Annotated in this window: 14 protein-coding genes; 3 read left to right on the top strand and 11 right to left on the bottom strand. The window is 39.1% G+C overall.

From position 1 onward, the window contains the following. Positions 1-94: 94 nt before the first annotated feature. From IEX65_RS26195 to IEX65_RS26145, 11 genes are all read right to left on the bottom strand, one after another. Positions 95-1,468 (bottom strand): vanadium-dependent haloperoxidase, encoded by a 1,374-nt coding sequence (locus IEX65_RS26195; RefSeq protein ID WP_188771053.1) that lies wholly within the window; start codon positions 1,466-1,468, stop codon positions 95-97. Positions 1,469-1,669: 201 nt separating this feature from the next. After that, complete coding sequence (locus IEX65_RS26190; protein WP_188771051.1) at positions 1,670-2,155, bottom strand: gamma carbonic anhydrase family protein; 486 nt, start codon at positions 2,153-2,155, stop codon at positions 1,670-1,672. Between the two features lie 6 nt (positions 2,156-2,161). After that, positions 2,162-3,547, bottom strand: coding sequence for a vanadium-dependent haloperoxidase (locus IEX65_RS26185; RefSeq protein WP_188771049.1), 1,386 nt, complete (start codon positions 3,545-3,547; stop codon positions 2,162-2,164). A 198-nt stretch (positions 3,548-3,745) separates the two neighbouring features. After that, complete coding sequence (locus IEX65_RS26180; protein ID WP_188771047.1) at positions 3,746-5,923, bottom strand: TonB-dependent receptor family protein; 2,178 nt, start codon at positions 5,921-5,923, stop codon at positions 3,746-3,748. 79 nt (positions 5,924-6,002) lie between these two features. Then, the gene (locus IEX65_RS26175; RefSeq protein WP_188771046.1) at positions 6,003-6,488 is read right to left on the bottom strand and encodes a hypothetical protein; all 486 of its coding nucleotides are present in this window, start codon (positions 6,486-6,488) and stop codon (positions 6,003-6,005) included. 209 nt (positions 6,489-6,697) lie between these two features. After that, positions 6,698-7,759: a hypothetical protein gene (locus tag IEX65_RS26170; protein ID WP_188771044.1), complete on the bottom strand. Its 1,062-nt coding sequence runs from the start codon at positions 7,757-7,759 to the stop codon at positions 6,698-6,700. A gap of 32 nt (positions 7,760-7,791) precedes the next feature. Beyond that, on the bottom strand, positions 7,792-8,238 hold the full coding sequence (locus IEX65_RS26165) for a DUF4440 domain-containing protein (protein ID WP_188771042.1): 447 nt from the start codon (positions 8,236-8,238) through the stop codon (positions 7,792-7,794). Positions 8,239-8,333: 95 nt separating this feature from the next. Then, positions 8,334-9,878 (bottom strand): vanadium-dependent haloperoxidase, encoded by a 1,545-nt coding sequence (locus tag IEX65_RS26160; protein WP_188771039.1) that lies wholly within the window; start codon positions 9,876-9,878, stop codon positions 8,334-8,336. Between the two features lie 82 nt (positions 9,879-9,960). After that, a complete protein-coding gene (locus IEX65_RS26155) occupies positions 9,961-10,878 on the bottom strand; it encodes a hypothetical protein (protein WP_188771037.1) in 918 nt (305 codons plus the stop codon). 407 nt (positions 10,879-11,285) lie between these two features. After that, a complete protein-coding gene (locus IEX65_RS26150) occupies positions 11,286-12,047 on the bottom strand; it encodes a LytR/AlgR family response regulator transcription factor (protein WP_188771035.1) in 762 nt (253 codons plus the stop codon). 5 nt (positions 12,048-12,052) lie between these two features. Next, complete coding sequence (locus IEX65_RS26145) at positions 12,053-13,081, bottom strand: sensor histidine kinase (protein ID WP_188771033.1); 1,029 nt, start codon at positions 13,079-13,081, stop codon at positions 12,053-12,055. A gap of 331 nt (positions 13,082-13,412) precedes the next feature. On the opposite strand from IEX65_RS26145, the gene IEX65_RS26140 reads away from it, so the two are divergent. The 3 genes from IEX65_RS26140 (at position 13,413) to IEX65_RS26130 (ending at position 15,961) form a co-directional block, all read left to right on the top strand. Then, positions 13,413-14,297, top strand: coding sequence for a DUF5694 domain-containing protein (locus IEX65_RS26140; RefSeq protein WP_188771031.1), 885 nt, complete (start codon positions 13,413-13,415; stop codon positions 14,295-14,297). 11 nt (positions 14,298-14,308) lie between these two features. Continuing rightward, positions 14,309-15,406: a DUF5694 domain-containing protein gene (locus IEX65_RS26135; RefSeq protein ID WP_188771029.1), complete on the top strand. Its 1,098-nt coding sequence runs from the start codon at positions 14,309-14,311 to the stop codon at positions 15,404-15,406. A gap of 192 nt (positions 15,407-15,598) precedes the next feature. Beyond that, positions 15,599-15,961 (top strand): BlaI/MecI/CopY family transcriptional regulator, encoded by a 363-nt coding sequence (locus IEX65_RS26130; protein ID WP_188771028.1) that lies wholly within the window; start codon positions 15,599-15,601, stop codon positions 15,959-15,961. Positions 15,962-16,036: the final 75 nt, after the last annotated feature.

Below are 16,036 nucleotides of genomic sequence, written 5' to 3'. Positions count from 1 at the left end.
TATAAAATCTTTGTAAGTCCATAGTCAATGGTTAACGGTCGATAGAAAAAGTATTTTCTGTGAATGCCAACTGTTGACAGTGTACTATATGTCCCTATTTCGTGAATTTCAGTTTCAAAATATTCTTTGCAATTTCCTTGCCATTCTTTTGACCGTTTTCGTTGCCTTGACGATAGTGGATTCCACCGTATAAGCGTGAAATTGTGGCCTCATTGGCATATTCATAGAAGGACTTAAAGTTTCTATCAGGATATTTGCCTGTATGAGTATTATCCGTAAATGCGTAATTATCGCCAAAGATAGATGTTAATGTTTCGGAAGCCGCCCCCGAGCCCGACGAGTGTCCCGAAGAATATTCTGGAAATGGCGGAGTTGCCAACAACGGTGACCATTTTGGGTCGATTGCCTGACGAATGTAAGTAATAGGACGCATCAGATTGTAGGTGTATTTACAACGCCAACACGAAATAAAAGCATCATTTACGGCCATTCCAACTTTGGCATATACTTCGGCTACTTTATCGAGTTTTACTTTCTCTTTTTTCAGAACAATGTTAGCAATATTAAAATGATGCCCTGGTGGAGTAATTGTGCTTCCACCATCGGCCCAAAAGTCGGCAATAGCTTTTTGCTCAGTCGTTAGGGCTTTTCCTACATCATATACTTCTTTTGCGAGTTTGAACATATCAGAAGTTTCCTTGAATGAGAAAGAAACTGGAGCCGTTGGATTGGTTGTCATGTTTAATGACGAAAAAGTGCGATTTTTGCCCCAATATGGCAGTAAAGGTATCTTTTGTGTAGCACTTGTTGGCTCCCAAAAACCAACGCCTACTGGTACTTTATAATCAGTCGGGAAGTTATTACTCCACCCTTGGTGTCCGCCATCAGTCTTTGAATACTCCCAAATAGCCTTGCCGATTTCTGCCCCAAAAGTATTTGAGCGGTCGGTAACAGGCTGATTATCAATAGCAATACGAATCACACTTTCGATATTACGACGCAACGAGTCAATGGCTCGTTTATTTGCATCATTGGTAGTAGCGTACATTTCCGTAATCAAAGTACTGAGAGCGGCATTGGCAGCTAAACCCCAATTATATTCTTTCGTAAGGTCGGGCTTTGGCAATGATGTTAGACCATTTACTTGGCCAACCAATGATTGATAATTTGGCATTCCATAAACCACACTTTCGTACAAAGCAAGGCTTGTATAGCCCAAAGTACGAGCCGCTACTGGCGGTGCATAGCCCGGTGTTGATTTGATGAGTTGAAGCTGTAAGTCGGTCCAACGAGTAGCAATATCAGCATTAAATTCGCTTGTTGCTTTTGAAAGCGTTGTTGGCGTTGGCTCTTCGGTAGTTTTATCTTTACAGGAAGTGAACAAAACAGCAGCTAAAACAAAAAAGGCCAATGACCTTATAGCTATATAGAATTTCTTGTAGAAGAAATGTGTAGAACATTCATTCATAATCAGAACAATTAAATAGTCAATTTCTTAAGATTCCTCAATACATATTGATAAAGCAATTATCTTGCCAAAGATAAAGTTGGACTATAAACAATAATACCTTACAATCGACTGATTATAAGGCATTTGAAAAATATAAGCTACCGTTTAATCACTTAAACAAAAATCATGCTAAACTGAATAGAGCGTTTTTTGAGTATTTTATTGAATCGACTTAAACTCGCCTGATTGATGCTTTTTGGCCATTTCTACGTAGTGAGAAGCACTCATCAATAGCTTTTCGGCATACTCGGTAGGTAATTGCTTGACAACCTTGGCGGGTACTCCCAAAACCATCGAATAGTCAGGAATCTCCATACCTTCGGTTACTAAAGCACATGCTCCGATGATGCAATGTTTACCGATTTTTGCTCGGTTCAGAATCGTAGAACGCATACCGATGAGCGTACCATCACCTACAATCGCACCATGAACGATTGCTCCGTGGCCTACCGTTACATCGTCACCAATGATGGTTGGTTCGCCAAAATCGGCGTGCAGAATTGCTCCTTCTTGAATATTGGTGCGTTTCCCGATAATAATTTCTTCAACATCAGCACGAATAACGGCCGAATACCAAACTGACGAATCTTCGCCGAGCGATACCTTGCCAACCACAGTGGCATTTTGTGCAATAAAATTGGGCATAAATTCTTATTTTTTGAATTTCAACTGCACAATATTAGTACCTATTTTCTTACCTTCAGCTAAACCCACCGAATTATCCATGTTTGTATGGATTCCACCGTAAAAACGAGATAAAGCAGACTCTTCGGCAGCAGCCCAAAATGATTTTAATTTACGAGGTTTAAACTCAACATTACGTTTAGCATCTTTCGGGCGTCCTTCCCATGAAGTATCGGTAAATTCAAAATTTGTTCCGAAAACACTCTCCAGAGCCATTGCCGCAGCTGCTGATTGCGTAGAATGCCCCGAAGGGAAACCCGGAAACGGTGGTGCAGGCCAGAACGGCACCCAAGTTGGGTCAACTGTTTGGCGAATATAAGTATAAGGACGTATGTTCATGTGGGTATATTTAGCTCTCCAGCACAATATAAACGCATCAGCTACGGCCATACCAGTTTTTGCAAATGCTTCGATAGCATTATCCAGCTTTGCTTTACTGGTCAAAACAGCAATTTTGGCCAACGAATATGAGTGACCCGGCGGAGTGAAAGTTTCGCTTGGGTCGTCGGCCCACCAAACCGAAATTTCTTTTTCCTCCTGCGTCAAAATTTTATTTTTTTGATAAACATCCTTGTATTCTTTAAAGAAATCGCTGTTTTCACGATACGATGGACTTTTAGGTAATTGTGGTACTGGCAAAGCCCCATTAGCTGCCGCAAATGTGCGATTTTTGCCCCAAGAAGGTAGCATCGGAATCTTTCTGCCGTTTTCGGTTGGTTCCCAATAACCAATGCCTACTGGCACTTTATAATCAGCAGGAAAATTATTCTTGAAACCCTCGTGTCCACCATCGGTTTTTGAATATTCCCAAATGGCTTTGGCGATACTCACACCAAAAGATTTCGAACGATTGACAACCGTTGTATCATCACCACTAATCAAGGCGGTTTCTAAAGTATTCTTTAACGAATCAAGCGTTTTTTTGTTTGCTTCTGTAGTGGTCGAAAACAAATCGCTAAGTATCTGATGCTGAGCAACATTGACTGATAATGCCCAGTTGTATTTCTTACTCAAATCGGGTTTTGGGAGCGTCGTGAGCCAAGTAATTTGCCCTTGCAAAGACTGATTATCGGGCATTCCGTAAACTGCCGATTCGTACATCGTAAGACCCACATAACCTAAGGCACGAGCGGCTACGGGTGGGGTTTGGGCGGCGGTTGTTCGCAATAATTTCAATGTCATATCTGCCCATTTGATTGACAGGCTCACATCGTATTCTTGGATACTTTTCGAAGCGACAGGAGTAGGGTCTTCGAGCGATTTATCTTTGCAAGAAAGCACCATTAAAACAAGAAAGATTGACAGACCAAATAGGCGAATTTTACTCCTTAAATTTATTAGTAAAGACTCCATTTTTTTCATAATTATTCTCTTTTAAACTTCATTAGGAAATAAGATTATCCTGTAAATAGAAGACATAACCATGAAAATATAAACAACTGAAAAACAGCCGTTTACAAGCATAAATCATGCAACTATCATACAAGGAATCGCTTAATTTAACTAAGCGATTCCTTATAATTTTAATTACAATTTTTATGCCATAAATACTTAAAAACGAGTAGAAACTGTAAGGTTAAAACCACGACCATCAGATGCCCAAATACCAGGACCTGGATAGAACTGCGGACGCTTCGTAAAATACTGCTTGTTGGTAGCATTATTGAGGTTGAACTTGAGCAAAAGCTTGCTCGAAATTCGATAAGTAGCGTTGAAATCTAAGATGCCATAAGCAGGCACAAGTCCGACGCTTCCGTTGGCTGATGGCTGAACCGTATTGAGGGCATCGGCGTAGCTTTTGGCGGTATAACTAAACAAACTCGTAAGACTTAACTTTCTGAGTCGGAAGGTTATACCATTGCGGCTGATAACTTGCGGGGTGCTTTCCACAAAATTTCCTTTGATACTCACATTTTTTTCGCCCGAACGAATCTCAGCATTCAAATATCGAGCATCCATCAATGAATTTGAGGTAAAAACCGAGAAGTTAGCTTTTTCGTTGATTCTCACGTAATACTCAGCAAACATTTCCAACCCTTTCGTAAATGAGTCACCGATATTGGTACGTAAAATTTGGAAGGCTCCGTTTTCGTCAGTCTGTGCCAAAGTTCCGAGTCGGTTTTTATAAAGCAACTGAAAATACGTTAGTTCGAGTCTTAGTTTATCAAAATTTCCTTTATAGCCCGCTTCCAAGTTATATCCGCTGGCGTCTTTCAGATTATCGGAAGATTTCTCGTAAATAGACGCAGGAATAATATCTTTAAAAATCACTGGACGATACGCTTGTGAGAAACCAGCATAAAGATTTTGATTAGTAGAAAGCTGATAATCAGCATTTAAGCCGAATAATGGGAAACGATGCGGAATAGCATCAGGAAATTTTGAAGCATCATAATAGCTAATCATTCCCGACATCACCGACTCGCCCGATTCGATTCTGAAACCTGGTGAAACTGCGAATTTGGGCGTGAGATAAATACGATTTTCTACAAAAATGGCAATATTCTGGGTTTTAAAATGCAAATCACGTCCCCAATTTCCTGTAATACTCAAGTCAAAATCGCTGCCCGTTGTGCCTTTTCCTTGCTGACGACGGTGCAAATCGTTGTTCATCAGTTGCACCCCTCCTACTATAATCGACGGTAGTTTCCCGACACGATATTCATGCAAAACACGTAGCTCGGAAGTATAGCTGTGGTAATTATCAATATCTACTTGACGGTTGGCGTATTGGAGCGTAACAGGGTCGATTTTATCAACAACATCGGCGGTTTTATCAAACATTACGCTATTTCGGCTACCCAAAATGGCCGATGTAACCCACGAAAGTTTCGTACGATTTCCCAAAGACCAATTGAACGAAACCGATGGCACATAAATATCTGGACTATAAAAATTTCTTGAACGAATAGAAGCTCTTGGATTTGCCGCAAACATGGCATCGGTTTGCTGACCTGCCAACTGAAAAACGTATTTTGAATGCGATAAATCGGCTTTTATTGAAAGTTTCTCGGTTGGTCGATAAGTAATTTGTGCCGAAAAAGCATCGTAATCGCTACGGCTATTATCTCGGTAACCATCAGAAATCCGTTTGCTGTAATAGGCATAATAATTCACCTTCCCGACTTGCCCACCAACGGCATTGTAGGTGCTTAATAAACCAAACGAACCTACGCTATTGATGCTTTCAAAGTCAAAAACCTTGGTCGAATCGCCTTGTTTTGCCACATAATTGAGCATTCCACCAAATTGCGAGCCGTATTGTAGTGAGCCAGTTCCACGTACCATTTCAATATTCTGAATGGCCTCCATTGGCATTGAATAATGGCTGGCAGGATAACCGTACATATCCGAATTGGTCACAACGCCATCTTTACGGATATTAAATTCCCAACCACGGTGAGGGTCGAGTCCACGAGTAGAAATGTTTATCTGATTGCCCGAACCGTCCATGTCATAAACAAAAACGCCTGGCACTTTTGCAAAGATTTGTCGAGGAGTTTTTTCGGCAATATTGGCATCTAAGCCTTGCACATTTATCATTTCGGTCTTTTTTCCACCATAAAGAAATGTTCCTTTAGTGGCGGGAAGACTCTGGATGTTAAACTTGAATTGTTGTTCTCGTACCTGTACTTCTTTCAGACTCAGCACTTTTGTGGAGTCTGGCACTTGTTGAGCAAAAGCTCCAAAAGGTAATAAGAAACAAAGTATATATTTAATTTTTTGCATGATTATCTCTCTCTGAATTCCATAGTAAAACACAGCAAGTACCTTCAAAAGGCTTGCCAATTAATTAAAATATCACGTTTTAGGCTATCGAATAGATGGGCGGCGGAGCATTAACCGTTAAGGGCAAACTATCATAGAAGGTGTTGATGAAATAATTGCGACAGGGCAAATCTTCAACCTTGTACCAAACCAACATTTTTGAGCGAAGCTCAACGTAGTCTTTGGCAAGATGCTTAGAAAACTCTAATGCTTTTTGGCTGGTAGTCTTATTTTTTTCTGAGAAAAGATTCAGGTTTTCGTGTACTTCATTCATCAAAGCCATGATATTATCTCGGCTCAAATCAAGTCTTTTGTAGTAGGTGTAAAGCGTATCGCCTCGATAAACCTGTTCGTAAGATTTAAAGAACTCTCCTTCAAAAATGGCAGTATTACCGTCAATAAGTTCGTTTTTCCATTCTGATTGATAGGGTAACGACAACTGCATTTTAAAAACTAATCTATCGCCTTCAACCTCTACAAAACTCGTAGCTTTTACACGATGGTTCTCCTGCCATTCATTCAGCAAAAAAATGAACGTAAAGCCCAGTGCATTACAAAACAACAGGCCAAGAAGTACTATGGATACCAGTTTTTTCAGAAATTATATCGAAAGTGATTTCACAAAACTAACAGAATTTTTTCAGTTTTGCGGAAATTTTAGCAAAGAATGTAAGAAAATCAACGAGAAAACATGAGTTTTGTCACATTCTTTGCAAAAATCTGCTTCGATATAATTTAGAAACGATAAGCGTAAGTAGCCGTAACGAAGTAATCAGCAAAAGCAGCATCACCTTCCTTAAAGCCATTGGCTGTCCAAGTTGGGATACGATTTCTAACAACCGCATACGGTGCAGCTACCAAAAATGAGCTATGGTGTCCGCTCCAAATAATACCAGGTTCAACCGAAACGATATATCCAGGGCGACGAGAACCTGCACTTCCACCGATTGCATCAACCGCAGGAAGGCCCTCAACACGACCACCTAAACTAACTGCAATATTCTTTTTAGGGAAAAGACCGTAAGTCATACCTACACGTGCACCAAATTGGTCAGGCACTGAAAGATTTGTTAATTTATTCAACTCTTTTGGGCTAAATAAATAAAAACCATTGAAGTACAAATTAGCCTTTTTGAACAAAGAATAGTATCCTTGAACTTCGATGCTTTCGCCCCAACCGCTATCACCTAATTGAATTGATTGGTCAACGGCTTTTACCTGAATATATTCTTTTTTGTCTTTATCAAGTTTATGAAACTCATCTTGCACATTGGCATTGCCCGTTGGAGCCTTAATTCCTACACCAATGGCAATATTGCCTTTAAGGTGAGTCATTGGGTTAAACAACCAATAAGAAGCCGATAAACGCATATCTCCTACTCCTTTTGATTGTGTGTGAAAACGAGGATTTGAACCCGCAGGTGTGCCATTGCCATAATGCTCATAAAGCGACGAACGGTCATTGTACGAAAGTGGCACATTTAGTGTCACATTAAAGCGGTCAGTAACGGCATAAGTAAGGCCAAAATCGAAGTTATATGAATCGTTGATAACCTCAGTGTGTTGTTCAACACGTTGTTTTTGCTCTACTGTACCTACAAAATGCTTGTAAGAATGGAGTTTTCTGAAATTGGTCGATAACTGAAAATCGCCTTTGTGCATAAATGCCGAACCGCTCGGGTTTCCGTTGGCAGTTGCCATCGAACGAACCGCAATACAACCTTGTGCAAAAGCACTCGGTGTGAAAGTACTCGAAACAACCGCAAGAAGAGCTATTGATAGTAATAGTTTTTTCATGATTTCTGCGTTTTTTTTTGGTTAAAAAGTATTTATTTTTTTTCTGGAAAAGCCGATACGTGTTGTTCGATAATCAGCCATTTTCCGCCACGTTTTTCAAAGACAAATAGATAGCGAACGGGCTTTTTTTCTCTTACGCCATCGGCATTATTTACATCAAAAATCCAGGTTCCTGAGCAAGTAGCCACATCGTTGAATAATCTCACTCGTTGGTCATTATTGAGCGTTGCCGATGGTTTTTTATTGATAAGTGTCTGCAAAAATGCTTTTCTCTCATCGGCTGTGCGGGCGGCATTTATAAAAGTCGGAAAGAACACGGCATCGCTGGCGTATTGTGCCATTAAGCCATTCAAATCACCTTTTACTAACCCATCGTGCCATTGCACAATTTGCTGTTCAATCTCTTGCTTGGCTGTTGCTTGTGCAAAAACATTCGCACCAACTATCAGCAGGCTTATCAATAAAAATAACTTTTTCATAATTTTGGAAAAGGAAAGTCTAATAGCATCCTTATCCGTCAACTTTCTGACGAATAAGGATACCCGTATTGTACAAAGCAGTTTTTAAAAATGGATTAGTAACCCGAACCATCGGCTTTGCCACGTGCAATGGCATAATCACCGATTTTCTTACCATGTACTAAGCCCATTTCGCAATCAACTCGGTAATGAATCAATCCATATACACGAGAGTTTGAAGCTTCTTTTGCTTGTTCATCAAATTTGCTGGCTTGGTCTGGGAAAATACTTGACAGTACCGTTGCCGCTGCTGATGAAAAAGTTGAGTGTCCTGATGTATAAGAAGGGAAATTTGGTAAACCTACTGATGTTTTTACACCAAATTGTTGCGGACGTGGTGTGTAATAATAATACTTGGTTTCCCAACAAGCAATACCAGCGTCCATGAGTGCGGTTCCGACTAAGGCCAATGTACGAGCCATACGAACTTCGCTATATTTGGCTTCATGAGCAGCGTTTGCAGCAGTACGGTGCCAATGACCTGGAGGGGTGTAACTACCTGCACCGTCAGCCCAATAGTTTGCAATACGTGCTTGCTCACGAGTTTGATTTTTTTCGATTACTTTCAGCTCATCAATATCTTTCTGAAACTCAGCCGAATTCTCTAAATAAGGAATAATTGGGCGAATTTTTTCGAGTGTTGGTCTATCAAAGTTCCAAGTAGTAACTGCTCCGTAGTTTGGCAACATCGGCGGACGAGCAGGTGTTTCTTGACTTACCCAAGGGTTTTTCACGCCAATTTTCTTGGCATTTTCAATCATCCCCGCAGTCAATGCTTGGTTGTTAGCGGCACTCATACCGTCAACTCTTGCTTTTGCCATGATTTTTGCACCAACAGCTTTACCAAGTGCATCACCTGCTGTAATGTCGCTCGGCACATTTGCACCTGCCCAAACTCTTGCGTTTTTAGCTTCAGCCAATTTTGAATCTAAATATGGTACTTCACCCGGAAACATCGCAACCAAAATGGTGTAAGATGCCGCTGCAACAACAGCATCTTCGGAAGGATAAGACGGTAAGTCTGAAACTGGCAATAAAGTTGAGATTGTGGCATCGTTTTTAGACGGTGCTTTGCGATTATACTTGTACTTATAGTTCCAAGCACTCACCAAAGCATCGTATTGTGCTACGCTTAAATAAGCCAAAGCACGGGCTGTGTAGGGTGGATTTGCAAACGGGAATTTTGGGTCAGCTAAAGGGTTAGCAGCATCTGGAACTGGGTATTTACCTTCAGCATTTGATGCTGGAGGAATATTATAACGAGCAGCCAATTCACGGGCGATTTCGTTCCAACGATACACTGCTCCTGCTCCCCAATAGGCTACTGCTTTTTTATTTTCGGCCGTAACGGCTGGAAGAATTTTATTTTTTAATGAATCTATCTCTTTTAGATAAGCGGCATCGTTTGAAGCTTTTGGTGCAGCTACTGCCACTTCATTCGCAGAACCCAAAACGTATGTTTTCCAAGACCCCGCTTTTTCGTCCAGACTTACAGGTACATACGCTTCTTTTACTGGTTCGGTAATGGTTTTATCGCAAGATAAAAGTCCTCCAATTCCTAAAGGGATAGTAATTATGATATATTTAAGTATATTTTTCATCTTTCTGATTTAAGCTTTTGTTTTATTATCGTAGAGCAAGAGCGACCAACTTTCGGCATACTCTGGCTTTACTTTTCGTATTTTATTTCTTTTCGGCTTTCTTAAAATAATTTATCTGATACAACAAACCAACTGAATAGCTAAACGATTGTCCAACATTTAGGCCATCAATTACTTTTGCTACACGCACATTGAGACCGATGGTTTTGGGCTGATATTTCCCATAAAAACCTACACTTGTAGCAGTCATGTTATTAGTCGGAAAAGGCATATCATTGCGACGAATATTGTCACCGCCTACGCAAGAAAACTTATCAACAAATGCCTCTGCCTGAATTCGGCTACCATCTTTGATATAACCCACTCTCAGAGCAACATCAGTAGCATTTGGTACACGTACTTCGTTAGTATTATACACTCGATTATCAGCTTGATAAGCATCACGGTCAACTTTGATATTACTACGATACATATAACTGGCGTGAGCAGTAAGGTATAAACCTGATTTGTGGGTATAATTACCGATTAAACGGCCTGTGGCAGTTTTGGCTTGCAGACCAATTGACATTGGAAGGAAGTCAGGCACGTAATTCCCGACAGGAGCAGATGCACCTAACACACCATGTAGAGATAAGCCTTTATCGTTTTTGACTAACTCGTACTTCAACCAGCCCGATAAATCCTGTATTCCTTTTTGCCCCATGAGGTTTCCTGCACTGGCTTTGGTTTGTACATAAGGAAGACCTACGATGACGTTTAGTTTATCAGTGAGTCCAACTGCCAACATTGGCATTACAGATTCGGTTGAGTGTGTACCGATATTAAAGTTTTCACGCTTGAGGGTATTTTCCCAGTATTGTTTCCAGCTACTATTGCTATAAGACACCGCCAAACAGGCAGTTCTTTTTGGCATATATATAACATCATGCGGCATTTGGGCATAAACACTTGATGTTACGCACACTAACCCAATGAATGCGTACTTAATTAATGATTTCATTTCTCTTTGGTAAAGTTTAAACATCTTGGCAAGTAAATAATAGTATAATTTTTATTTTTTATTGAATTTTCTGATTGGTGCTACAAAGAAAATACATTTTGAATTATTTTCCAATTTAATGGAAAACAATTCCATTAAAATTTCCATACAGTGCATCAATTGCTATGCCAAAACATATCTTTTCCTCAGAACAAGCATAAAAACAAGTAAAAAATTATCAAAATGCGGCATTTTTAAAATATTTTAAATAATATAGTGAATTGGCTTGGTTATATATGAAGATGGTTTGTTAGAGTAAAGTACACGTATGAAATTCCGTAATTATGGAATTTTGTATCTTATAAGAAAAAAGCGTTGTGCATCAAAGTAGATACACAACGCTTTTAAATGATTCGGCAAACAAAAATTTAGCCGATGAGTTTCATGAAATCTTTCTGAAAACTATCGCCTACTGGAATTATATTTTTGCCGATAAAAATTCGTTGGCGTTCGATGGTTTCGATTTTTTCGAGCGAAACAATGTAAGATTTATGTACCCGTACGAAGCGATTGGAAGGTAACATTTCTTCCATTTTTTTCATGGTTTGCAGCGTCAGGATTCGTTCATTAGTGGTGTAGATGGATACGTAATCTTTCAATCCTTCCAAATAAAGAATATCCGAAAGATTGATTTTCTGAATTTTGTACTCGGTTTTTACAAAAATAAAATCAAGTTGCTGCTGAGTAGTTGATGGAGTACTTAAAACTTCTGAATTTTCGGAGCCAATTGAGGACTGCAAACTTCCCAAAGAAGGCTGCTCAATCAAAACTGTCAACTGCCCCACAGCTTTCTGCACGGCTTTCAAGAATCGTTCAAACGAAATTGGTTTCAGTAGATAATCGGCCACATCGTATTCGTAGCCTTCGATGGCGTATTCTGAGTAGGCCGTTGTCAGAATCGTCTTGCATTTGCCATTCATGACTCGCAAAAACTGAATACCTGTAAGTGTAGGCATCTGAATATCCAAAAATAACAAATCGACTTTCCCTTGCTGAATCAAACTCAGGGCTTCCAATGGTTCAGTACAAGTAGCCACAAGGCTCAGATTAGGTGTTTTTTGTATATAATTTGCCAAAATATCAAGAGCCAGAGGCTCGTCATCAACGGCAAGGCAGCGGATTTTTTCCATGAGTTTCAGAGAATCAAATTCAATTCACAAAAATAGGTTTCTTTCGCATCTTCAATGTCCAAACTGTATTGATTTGCATATAATAAATCTAATCTACGGCGTACATTTTCCAGCCCCACCCCTCCTACTTCGTCCTTATTTTGGTCTTTTTTAAAGTTTTTTATCGTAAAATTTAGATTATTCTGATTCAATAAAAGACTGATAGAAAGCGGTTTAGATTCAATATTTACTTCTCCATGCTTAAAGGCATTTTCTACGAAGGCAATCAATAAAAGCGGAGCAACTTTCTGCGAATGTAAATCGCCTGCTACTTGAAAATCAACGTAAGTTTGTCCCGAATAACGAAATTTCTGCAACTCAACGAAGTTTTTCAGATACTTCACTTCGGTTTCGAGGTTTATTTTATCAACATTCGATTCATAAAGCATATACCGCATCAATTCCGATAATTTCAGTACCGCTTCTGGGGCTTTGGGCGAAGCTGTAAGTGTCAGCGAATAGATATTATTGAGCGTATTGAACAAAAAGTGCGGATTTAGCTGACTTTTCAGAAAAGCCTGTTCGGCATTGAGTTTTTCGGTCAGAAGTGCATTTTTTTCTTTTTCAGTTCGGAAAAAATCTTCTATCATTTTCAAGAAAAAACCATTGAACGAATAATAGATTACATTCTGAATATTGTCAGTAGCATAATATGGAAAACGACGAGACGTTTCAGAATAATTATGAAAACCAAAGAGTTTAAAATACAAAACCTCTTCGACCAAATAGCGAGCAGTTATGTACATAGCACACACACCCAAAAATCCTAAAATCAATTTAAAGTATTGTTTTTTATCAAAAAAACGATTAAAAACATAGAGAATCATGTAAGAAACCGTAATTCGGAAAAACAATGAACTTAAAGAAAGTGGCCCTAAGAATTGTTTCCATTCAAATTGATATTCGCCCCCTCCAATGAAATTGAGGACATTTCCCGAAAAAATAAAAAACAACCAAAATGATATGTGAAATATAATACTTCTGCGTTTGCTCATGATGATGTAGCACAAGTTTCCAACTTGTGCAGGTTTAGAAATGGTTTCGACCTAAACTGACAAGTTAGGAACTTGCTTGACAATGTTTGCTACGAAAATAGATTTTCTGAAACTATTTTCTAAATCTTTTCCGACAAACGCCACTTTTTCACCGTCAAACAGGAATTATAATCGTCAAACTGGTTTTTCTCGCAAACTATGTTTCAAATAACTTTCATCGGTCAATTTTCTTGTTGGTCGAGATGATTATCCGCTTTGCCGATTAGGGTACTCAGCACAACCTAAAGCACTATAAATTTGCTTCATAAAACAAAAACAAACGCTCAAAATTATGAAAAAGCTATTATTACTTTTTTTAATATTACTACCAACTTTTAGCCTTTCGGCACAGACCAAACCCACTCCAAAGAAAATTCAAATTGTGCTTCTTGGCACTTTTCACCTTAATCAAAGTTTGGATAGCAACAGTCGTTTACACTCAGATTTATTTTCTAAAAAACGCCAAAAAGAAGTGGACGAAATCGTAAATAGCTTAGCAAATTTTAACCCCGATAAGATTTACGTTGAAAATACACCTGACAGACAACCATATTGGGATAGCCTTTATTTCAATTATCAGAAGGGAATTGAGCCAAGCAACAGAAAAGTAAATGCCAACGAAATAGTACAATTTGGCTTTAAAACTGCAAAAAAACTAAATCTTAAAGGAGTAAAATGCGTAGATTTTCAGCCCGCAGATTATGACTCTCCCAATTTCAAGACCGAATATGCCCTTGAAAAAACAATTAAAAACCTATTCGACCAAATGGGAGCTTACAACGACTCAGTACGAACCAATGATGAATTTTTGAGTAAAGGTTATCCTTTTAAACGCCCAAAACAAGATTCATTACTGCAAAAAACAACATTGGCTGAGTATATTTTGGCTCAAAACACACCAGAAAGTGCAGCTTATTTTACTTACAGCGATTGGAGCTGGTACTATGGTTTGGGTCGAAAAGATGAGTATGTAGGCGTAGATGTAATTGCCAATTTTCATTACAGCCGCAACGCCCGAATCTTTGCTAATATTTTGCGTGATGTCGAATACAAAAAAGATAATCGTTATGTGCTTATTTACGGTTCTTCGCACATTCCGTTTTTAAAACATTTGTTTGAAACCTATCCTTATTTTGAAGTGATTGCCTTAGAAAATGTATTAAAAACCACCAAATAATCATTAAAATTATGAAAAAGCTATTATTTATCTTACTCATTGCCGCTGCTCAAACAGCCTTCCCGCAAACACCCACACAAGACCTTGAAGTATTGATGATTGGAGCATCACACAGTTATGACCCCAAAACTCCGCAAGATTTAACGGGTATTCATGCCAAAATCAGAGCCTTTAAACCCAACGCTATTTTCGGAGAATGGCTTTCGATTGAAGATGAAAAAGCTCTCAAAAACTATTGGAATAAAGAGAATGTACTAAAACGCTACGAACGCCTAAAAAGCCGAAAAGCGATTCCAGAAAGTGAATTAGGTAAAGAAATTGCTCGTTATGAAGCAATTGTCGATAAAAACCCAAAAGACATGAAAGCTCGTGTCGATTTGGCGGTGGCTCACTATCTAAATTTCGATGCGGGAAATGGCTATTTTCAGATGTGGCACGTAGCCAAACATTTACAGAAAAATCCAAAGGATACAGTTGTATTTAATTACTCAAAAAAGATGTTTCTGCCAGCTTCGATGGACTCGGTGCATAAGATGGTAGCCAACTATATTGACGATGAATACGATTATATTGCTCACCCTATGATGCTCGAATTGGGAATCAAGAAAATGTATCCGATGGACTCGCAACGCTGGGACGAAAAATGGAGCATTGCTTGGGGAAATGCCGACTCAGTTTTTTATGCTCATAGAGATAAGTACAAAACCGATTCGTTGAGCGAAATGGGCAAAAAAGTAAGCGATTTGAGAAAACTCGTTAAAAACAGAATGGATTATCTGATGGCCGATGCCGCCAAAGTTTATGGTGAAAACCACGCCACCGAAGCTCTCAACGGCCCACAAATGACAGAATGGCTGTACAGAATTAACTTTGTTTCAGACGAGTACCGCCAGTTAGATTTCTTCCCTGCCGACCTCTACGGTTGGATGCTCAATTACTGGTGGCACCGCAACAACGATATGTGCGATAACACCATCAACCGAGCAAAAGCCAATGGGTTCAAGCGAGTAACGATAGTAGTTGGGGCAAATCATGCAGCCATTATGAGCAAGATTTTTAAAGAAAAAGGCGTAAAGGTTATAAACATCAATGATGCACCGGCGAAATAATAGCTTAAAATATAATCTACAAAAAGGCTCTCTACTGAGGGCTTTTTTTGTGGAACGAATCTCCAGATTCGTTCAAACAGAAAACATAAATCACTAATAAACAGGCACTTAAAATATGATAACTGATTTTTAAATAAAATAACTGAAAAATCAGTTGTAAAACTGAAAAATTAGTTTTAAGTTTGTTTCATCATGGAAGAACTAACAAAAACCGAAGAACGCATCATGCAAATCATCTGGGATTTGGAACGATGTTTAGTGCGAGACATCATCGAAAAAATGCCCGATGACCCAAAACCACCTTACAACACGATTTCGTCGGTGGTGCGGCTACTCGAAAGCAAGGGTTTTCTGAGTTACAAAGCTTACGGAAAAACCTACGAGTACTTTCCGATAATATCAAAAGAAGAATACGGACAACGGAGTTTCAGAAAGGTATTTGCCAATTATTTCGATAATTCGGTAGAAAACTTGCTTTCGTTTATGGCAAAAGAAGAAAATCTGACGGTGGAAGAGATTGAGAAGTTGAAGAAGATAATATCCCCCCGCCAGTAACGACTGCCGCCCTAAAGGGGAGCTTAAATTAGTTATCAGAGTCGAAATATCATATTTTTAATTAAAATCCCCCTT

This window comes from Emticicia aquatilis, assembly GCF_014644295.1.
In the GTDB taxonomy this organism is placed as follows: Bacteria; Bacteroidota; Bacteroidia; order Cytophagales; family Spirosomataceae; genus Emticicia; species Emticicia aquatilis.
Note: the sequence above shows the minus strand (reverse complement) of the source record. Positions and strands in the feature narration are given on the sequence as shown.